Below are 8,486 nucleotides of genomic sequence, written 5' to 3'. Positions count from 1 at the left end.
GACGAGGGGCACCGAGGCGGCCTGCGCGAACGACCAGCCGGCAGGCATCCGGGCGAGGCGCTGCCGGGGGGCGACCGCGAGCGGGCCGAAGCCCAGCTCGAACATGCCCATCACCCGGTCGCCGGGGGCCAGGTCGGTCACGCCCGGACCGACCTCCACCACCACGCCCGCGCCCTCGCTACCCATCACCGCCGACGGATCCGGGTACATCCCCAACGCGATCAACACGTCCCGGAAGTTCACCCCGGCCGCCCGCACCGCGACCCGCACCTGCCCCGCGTCCAGGGGGGCCGGGGCGGCCGGCACCAGCGCGACCCCGTCCAGGGTGCCGGGGGCAACAGCGGCCAGGTGCCACGGCCCGGACGGCGGCGGGGTCAGCTCGTCGGCCGTGGGCCGGACCAGCCGGGGCACGAACGTCCCGTCGGCGCGGACGGCGAGCTGGCCGCCGGTCGCCGACGGGTCGGCGGCGACGCCGGCCAGCACCGCGAGGGTCGCCGGGTCGAGCGGGCCCTCGACGTCGGCGAGGACGATCCGGTCGGGGTGCTCCGACTGCGCCGAGCGCAGCAGGCCCCACACGGCGGCGCCCGCCAGGTCGGTCACCTGGTCCTCGTCCCGGGCGACCACGGCGCCCCGGGTGACCACGACGAGCTTCGCGTCGGCGAGGGCGTCGGCGGCGAGCCAGGACCGCACCACGGTCAGAGCGGCGTTCGTGGTCGCGCGCACCGCGGCGGGCACGTCGGCGCCGATGGCCGCGGCGGGCGCCCACAGCAGGGTACGGGGGGACTCGGCCCGCGCGGCGGCGACCGCGTCGACGTCGGGGAAGGCCGGCAGGTCGAGCCCGGCGACCGACGGCCCGAGCAGCGCCCAGCCGGACAGGTCGTCCGCCGGGGTGATCTCCTCCGGCAGCCACGCCAGCTCGAACAGCGACCGCGCCGCCGCGCCCGGGGCGGCCACGCCGGTCACCTCCCGCAGCACGAGCGAGTCGACGGACACCACGGGCGCGCCCGACTCGTCCACCGCGACCACGCGCACGCCGGAGCCTTCGCGGGTCAGCCGGACCCGCAGCACCGACGCGCCCGACGCGTGCACCTGCACGCCCTCGAACGCGAACGGCACCCGCGCCCCACCGCCCTCACCGGCCAGCAGCGACGCCACCGGGTGCAACGCCGCGTCGAGCAGCGCCGGGTGCACCCCGAACGCCGCCGCGTCGCCCGCCACCTGCTCCGGCAGGGCCACCTCGGCATACGCCTCACCGGCCGCGGTCCACGCCCGGCGCAGGCCCTGGAACACCGGCCCGTACGCCAGACCGTGCCCGGCCAGCGCGGCATACCACCCGGTCAGGTCCACCTCGGACGCGCCGGCCGGCGGCCACTCCCCCAGCACCGGCTCGTCGGCCGACACCGGTTCCAGGACGCCCTCGGCGTGCCGGACCCAGGCCCCGTCGGCCTCCTCGTCCGGCTGCGAGTGCACGGTCAGGGACCGCGAGCCGGAGGCGTCGGCCGCGCCGACGCGCACCTGCACCCGCACCCCGCCCGACGCCGGCAGCGCCAGCGGCGTCAGCACGGTCAGCTCCCGCACCCGCGACGCGCCCACCTCGTCACCGGCCCGCACCGCCAACTCCACCAACGCCGTCCCCGGCACCACCACCGAACCGGCAACCACATGCTCGGCCAGCCACGGGTGGGTGGCGGCGGAGAGCCGCCCGGTCAACAGCACCTCGTCGTCCCCGGCGAGGCGCACCGCCGCGCCGAGCAGCGGGTGGCCCGCGACGCCCAGCCCGGCGCCGGACACGTCGCCGGCCCGCCACGACACCGCGTCGGGCCAGTACCGCTCCCGCTGGAACGCGTACGTCGGCAGCTCGACCCGCGTCGCCCCGGCCCCGGCGAACCACGGCTGCCACCCCACCGGCACGCCGTGCACGTGCAACTCGCCCAGGGCAGCCAGCAGCGCCTGCGACTCCGACCGGTCCCGGCGCTGCACCGCCACCGCCAACACGTCCCCGCCGGCCGGCAGCGCATCAGCCACCAGCGCCGTCAGGACACTCTGCGGGCCGACCTCCAGGAACGTGTCCACCCCGGCGTCGTGCAGGGCGGTGATCCCGTCGGCGAACCGCACCGCCTCCCGCACATGCCGCACCCAGTACTCCGGGGTACGCAGCTCCTCGCCGCCGGCGATCACGCCGGTCACATTCGACACCACCGGCAGCCGGGGCGCCACGAACGACAGCCCCGCCAGCACGGCCCGGAACTCGTCGAGCATCGGCTCCATCAACGGACTGTGGAACGCGTGACTCACCGCCAACCGACGGGTCCGGGCCCCCCGGCCCCGCCAAAGCTCCTCCAACTCGTCCAAGGCAAGGACCTCGCCCGACACCACCACCGACGCCGGCCCGTTCACCGCCGCGATCCCAACCCGGCCGGCAAAACCGTCCAGGCTCGACAGCACGTCCGCCTCGGACCCACCCACCGCCAGCATCCCGCCACCCGCCGGCAACGCCTGCATCAACCGACCCCGCGCCGCCACCAGGACACACGCATCCGCCAGCGACAACACCCCCGCCACATGCGCGGCCGTGATCTCACCGACCGAATGCCCACCCACGAAGTCCGGCACCACACCGAACGACTCCACCAACCGGAACAACGCCACCTCGACCGCGAACAACCCCGCCTGCGTGAACACCGTCTGGTCCAGCAGGCCCGCCTCGACGGAGCCCTCCACCGCGAACAGCACCGGCTTCAGCGGCTGCGGCAACAGCCCGTCCAGCAGCCCACACACCTCGTCCAGAGCCGACGCGAAGACAGGGAACTGGCCGTACAACTCGCGGCCCATCCCGGCCCGCTGCGCACCCTGACCGGAGAACAGCACCGCCAGCGGACCCCGGTCCGCCGCCTGACCCGCCACCACCACGCCCGACGACTCGCCTGAGGCCAGGGCACGCAGCCCGGCCAACAGGCCGTCCCGATCGGCGGCGGCCAGCACGGCCCGGTTGTCCAGGGTCGACCGGGACGTGACCGACGACCAGGCGATGTCCTCGGCGCGCAGGTCCCCGGCGCCGGCCAGCCAGTCGGCCCAGCGGCCGGCCTGGCCGGCGAGCGCGGCGGGGTGCGCGGCGGAGAGCAGGACCGGGGCGACCGGGAGCCGGCGGGACGGCGCGGGGGCGTCCGGCGGCGTCTCGGGGGCCGGGGCCTGCTCCAGGACGAGGTGGGCGTTGGTGCCGCTCATGCCGAAGGACGAGACGGCCGCCCGCCGGACGTGGTCGTCGCCGGCCCACGGGAGGGCGGTGTCGAGCAGGGACACCGTCCCCGTCGACCAGTCGACGTGCGGGGACGGCTGTGCCACGTGCAGGGTGGGCGGCAGCACGCCGTGCCGCATCGCCATCACCATCTTGATGACGCCGCCGGCGCCGGCGGCGGCCTGGGGGTGGCCGATGTTCGACTTCAGGGACCCCAGCCACAGCGGACGGTCGGCCGTCCGGCCCTGGCCGTAGGTGGCCAGCAGCGCCTGCGCCTCGATCGGGTCGCCGAGCCGGGTGCCGGTGCCGTGCGCCTCCACGACGTCGATGTCGGCCGGCGTCAGCCGGGCGTTCTCCAGCGCCTGCCGGATGACCCGCTGCTGGGCGGGGCCGTTGGGGGCGGTCAGGCCGCTGCTGGCGCCGTCCTGGTTGACGGCGCTGCCGCGGATCACCGCGAGGACGGGGTGGCCGTTGCGCCGGGCGTCGGAGAGCTTCTCGACGAGCAGCAGGGCGACGCCCTCGGACCAGCCGGTGCCGTCGGCGTCGGCCGAGAACGCCTTGCACCGGCCGTCGGAGGCGAGCCCGCGCTGCCGGGAGAACTCGACGAAGGCACCGGGGGTGGCCAGCACGGTCACGCCGCCGGCCACCGCGAGGGAGCACTCGCCGTCCCGCAGCGCCTGGCCGGCCAGGTGCAGGGCCACCAGGGAGGACGAGCAGGCGGTGTCGATCGTGACGGCCGGTCCCTCCAGGCCGAAGGAGTACGCCAGCCGGCCCGACATGACGCTCGCCGCGGTGCCGGTGAGGACGTACCCCTCGGTGCCCTCGGGCAGTTGCCGCAGGACGGTCGTGTAGTCCTGGCCGGCCGTGCCGACGAAGACGCCGGTGCGGCTGCCCCGCAGCGACGCGGCGTCGATGCCGGCCCGCTCGAAGACCTCCCAGGTCACCTCCAGCAGGAGCCGCTGCTGCGGGTCCATGGCCAGCGCCTCGCGCGGCGAGATCCCGAACAGGGACGGGTCGAACAGGCCGGCGTCTGCCAGGAAGCCGCCCCGGTTGCTGTAGGTGGTGCCCTGGTGGTCCGGGTCCGGGTCGTAGAGCCGGTCCAGGTCCCAGCCCCGGTCCTCGGGGAACGTGCCGGTGGCGTCCACGCCCCCGGCGACCAGGTCCCACAGGTCCTCGGGCGAGGCGACCCCGCCGGGGAACCGGCAGGCCATGCCGACGATCGCGATCGGCTCCGAATCCTCGTTCTCCAGCTCGCTCAGGCGCCGGCGCGCCAGACGGAGCTCGGAGGTCACCCACTTCAGGTGTTCGAGGAGCTTGTCTTCGTCCGCCATGACCCACCCGCCCAGAGCTTGCTATCGATCAGAATCTGCCGATTCGCTGACCACACCACCGCCGTCGGCCCGACTCCGCGCACACTTCGGTGGAGACATGACCATTCGGCGTATGGACGCAATTCCTATTTCAGTTTCTGTTTCCTGTCGTACCTGTTCAAGCGCCCGCCGCGGCACCGCACCGACCACCCTGCCGACCCATGCCCGCCACCGTGAGTGGACGGTACTGAGCGCCGACCTCGCCCCCAACCCCTAACGGACCCCTCATCGGCCGGCCCGGACGGGCCGTCGCGGTGGGCGTACCAGCGCAGGAATCGGCACGAACGGGGCCGGTCAGACGCGGTGCTGGACGGCCGGCGGCAGGATCTGGCGGAGCCGTCCGGGCGGCGTGGCACGGCGCCGCCACTCCCGTGGGTAGCCGACCGAGACCTCCTCGAAACGGACCCCGTCGTACCAGGTCGTCCGCGGGATGTGCAGGTGCCCGTACACCGCCACGCGGGCGTCGAAGCGCACGTGCCAGTCGGCCGTGGCCTCGGTGCCGCACCATTGCGCGAACTCCGGGTAGCGCAGAATCCGGGTGGGTTCCCGAACGAGCGGAAAGTGGTTGACCAGAATGGTGGGCAGCCCGTTCCGTTCCTCGGTGAGCCGCCGCTCGGTGTGGGTCAGCCGGGCCCGGCACCACGCGTCCCGCGTCGGGTACGGGTCGGGGTGCAGCAGGATCTCGTCGGTGCAGACCACGCCGACCTCGTGGGCCCGCGCGAGGGCCTGCTCCTTGGTGTACGTCCCGGGCGGCCGGAAGGTGTAGTCGTAGAGCACGAAGAGCGGGGCGACGAGCACCGGTTCGCCCTGCGGGTCCCAGATCGGGTAGGGATCCTCCGGGGTGACGATGCCGAGGCTGCGGCACAGCTCCACCAGGTGCTGGTAGCGGGCCTCACCCCGGAGCTGGACCGGGTCCTCGCGGGGCGTCCACAGCTCGTGGTTGCCCGGGGCCCAGACCACCTTCGCGAAGCGGCGGCTGAGCAGGCCCAGCGCCCACTCGATGTCGCTGAGGAACTCCCCGACGTCGCCGGCGACGATCAGCCAGTCGCCGTCGGCCTCCGGCCGCAGCCCCTCGACGACGGCCCGGTTCTCCTTGTAGACCACGTGCAGGTCGCTGATGGCGAGCAACTGAGGCAGGCCCGATCCGGCCACCCGGACCTCCGTCCATTCCGGGTACCGCGCGCACCCACATCCGTGCCGATCGGCCGCCGCGAGGCAGGACGAGACGGCCTGACGTGGTCCGACCTTACGAAGCCCGCCCCGGCCAGGCACACCCCTAGCCGGCAGGTCGGCACCCCTAGGGCTGACGTGGGCCTACGCCGGGCCGGCCCTGTTGCCGGTCCGCCCGCGCCGCCGCCCCGGGGCGGCGGTGGTCCTCGCCCTGTGCTCAGGACTTGCCGAACTCCCGTTGGATGATGTCGAACAGCTCCTCCCGGCTGGCCGTGTCGAGTTCCCCGGCGGTCTCCGCCGGCGCGGGGACGGCGGTGCCGCCCGGCCGGCGGGTCCGCCACTTGGCCAGCATGTTCTCCAGGCGACCGATGACCGCCTCGTCGACCTGGTCGGCCGCCTCGCCGAGGAGCTGGTCGAGTCGTTCGACCTCGGCGGCGATCGGCAGCGCCGGCTGCTCCGGCACCAGCCCGGCCCGCAGGTGCTCGGCGAGAGCACCGGGGGTGGGGTGGTCGAAGATCAGCGTCGCGGGCAGGCCGAGACCGGTCTCGGCGGTCAGCCGGTTGCGCAGCTCGACTGCGGTGAGCGAGTCGAAGCCCAGTTCGAGGAATCCGCGGCCCGGCCTGATCGCGGCGGGCGTGGCGTGCCCGAGCACCGTCGCGGCGGTGCCGCGTACCAGGTCGAGCAGGATGCGCTCGCGCTCGGCCGCCGACGCGACGGCCAGCCGTTCGCGCAGGGCCGACGGCGCGCCCCCGGCGTCGCCGGGGGGCTGGTCCTCGGGCGTGGGCTGCGCCTCGGGGATCTCGGTGAGCAGCGGACTCGGCCGCAACGCCGTGAACGACGACGCGAACCGGTCCCACCGCACGTCCGCCACCACCACCGACACGTCGCCCACCTCCAGCGCCCGCGCCAACCCCACCACCGCCGACTCCGGCGCCATCGCCACCAGGCCGCGCCGGCTGAGCTGCTCGCCCACGTCACCGACGGCCATTCCCACCTCGGCCCAGGGGCCCCAGGCCACCGACGTACCCACCAGCCCTCGGGCCCGCCGCGACGCCACCAGCCCCTCCACGAACGCGTTCCCCGCCGCGTAGCCCGCCTGACCCGCCGAACCCCACACCCCGGCGATGGACGAGAACACCACGAACGCGTCCAACTCCGCGCCGGCCAGCAACTCGTCCAACACCACCGCGCCGCCGACCTTCGCCCGCAGCACCTCGCCCAGTTCCTCCTTGCCCACCTCACCCAGCGGCGACATCTGCGCCACCCCCGCCGCGTGCACGACCGCCCGTACCCGATCACCACGCCCCGCCAACCCCGTCAGCAGCGCCGCCATCGCGGCCCGGTCCGCCACGTCGCACGCCACCACCGACACCCGCACCGACGACCCCCGCAACCGCTCCACCACGCCCGCACCGTCCGTACCCAACCCGTCCTCACCCCGCCGGGACACCAGCACCACGTGCTCCGCGCCCACCTCCGCCGCCCACTCCGCCACCCGCAACCCCAGGCCGCCCGTGCCACCCGTCACCAACACCGTGCCGGACAACCGCACGCCGGTACCCGCGCCGGAACCCACGTCGGCCCGCACCAACCGCCGCACGAACACCCCCGACGACCGCACCGCCACCTGGTCCTCCGCGCCACCCACCAGCACCCCGCACAACCGGTCCCACACCCACCCCTCCGCCACACCGGGCACATCCACCAGCCCACCCCACAGGCCGGGCTCCTCCAGACCCACCACCCGGCCCAGACCCCACACGGCAGCGCCGTCGACGTTCTCGACAGCCTCCGAACCACCCACCGCCACCGCACCACTGGTCAGCCACCACACGCGACCGCCGACGCCGGCCACGGTCAGGGCCTGGACCACCGTCAGCGCCGCCGACACGGCGGCGGCGGCCGGGGTCACGCCCGGCTCGGCGGCGGCCGGGGTCACGCCCGGCTCGGCGGCGGCCGGGGTCACGCCCGGCTCGGCCGTGGCGGCCAGGGACAGTAGGGACAGCACGCCGTCGACCCGGCCGTCGGGCCCGGCCGCCTCGCGCAGTCGTCGCGCCACCGCGTCCCGGTCCACGCTGTCCAGCACCACCGGGACGGCCCGCGCGCCCCGGGCCGCCAGCGCGGCCACGGCCGGGTGGTCCTCCTGCCCCGGCGACGCGAGCACCAGCCAGGTTCCGGTGAGCGCGCCGGCGGCGGGCAGGGTCGCGGTACGCCACACCACCCGGTAACGCCACGAGTCGACGGCCGATCGCCGTTGGGCGTCCCGGCGCCACCGCGCCAGCTTGGGCAGCAGGGCCGCGGAGGACTCGCCCGCGGCCACCGCCAACTCGTCGCCCAGGACGCCGAGGTCGCCGGACTCGACCGCCGCCCAGAACCGCTCGTCCGACGGCCCGCCCGCAGCGGCCGGGGCGGTTGCCGGCTCGGGGTCCGCCAGCCAGTAGCGCTGCCGGTCGAAGGCGTAGGTCGGCAGGTCGACCACTCTCGGCCGGACACCCGCCTGCGCCAGATAGGCAGACCAGTCCACCGACACCCCTGCCGCGTGCAACTGACCGACCGCCGCCAGCAGGGACTCCACCTCGGAACGGTCCCGACGCAGCACCGCGACCCGGCGCACCTCGCCGTCACCGGCCACCTCGGCCACCATCGCCGTCAGAACCGCATCCGGACCCACCTCCAGGAACGTGTCCACCCCAGCAGCACACAACGCACCC

The 8,486-nt window shown here is 75.2% G+C and carries 2 protein-coding genes and 1 pseudogene; all 3 read right to left on the bottom strand.

Annotation, left to right across the window (positions count from 1 at the left end):
* Positions 1-4,566 (bottom strand): annotated as a pseudogene (locus C5N14_RS27330) (type I polyketide synthase); the annotation flags it as partial.
* A gap of 333 nt (positions 4,567-4,899) precedes the next feature.
* Complete coding sequence (locus C5N14_RS27325) at positions 4,900-5,757, bottom strand: metallophosphoesterase (protein WP_117672141.1); 858 nt, start codon at positions 5,755-5,757, stop codon at positions 4,900-4,902.
* 235 nt (positions 5,758-5,992) lie between these two features.
* Positions 5,993-8,486 (bottom strand): SDR family NAD(P)-dependent oxidoreductase (locus C5N14_RS33850; RefSeq protein ID WP_117672139.1); only part of this gene is annotated, 2,494 nt, incomplete at its 5' end.

The organism is Micromonospora sp. MW-13 (assembly GCF_003434305.1).
In the GTDB taxonomy this organism is placed as follows: Bacteria; Actinomycetota; Actinomycetes; order Mycobacteriales; family Micromonosporaceae; genus Micromonospora.
The sequence above is the reverse complement of the archived record's forward strand: the minus strand, read 5'-3'. Positions and strand labels throughout refer to the sequence as shown.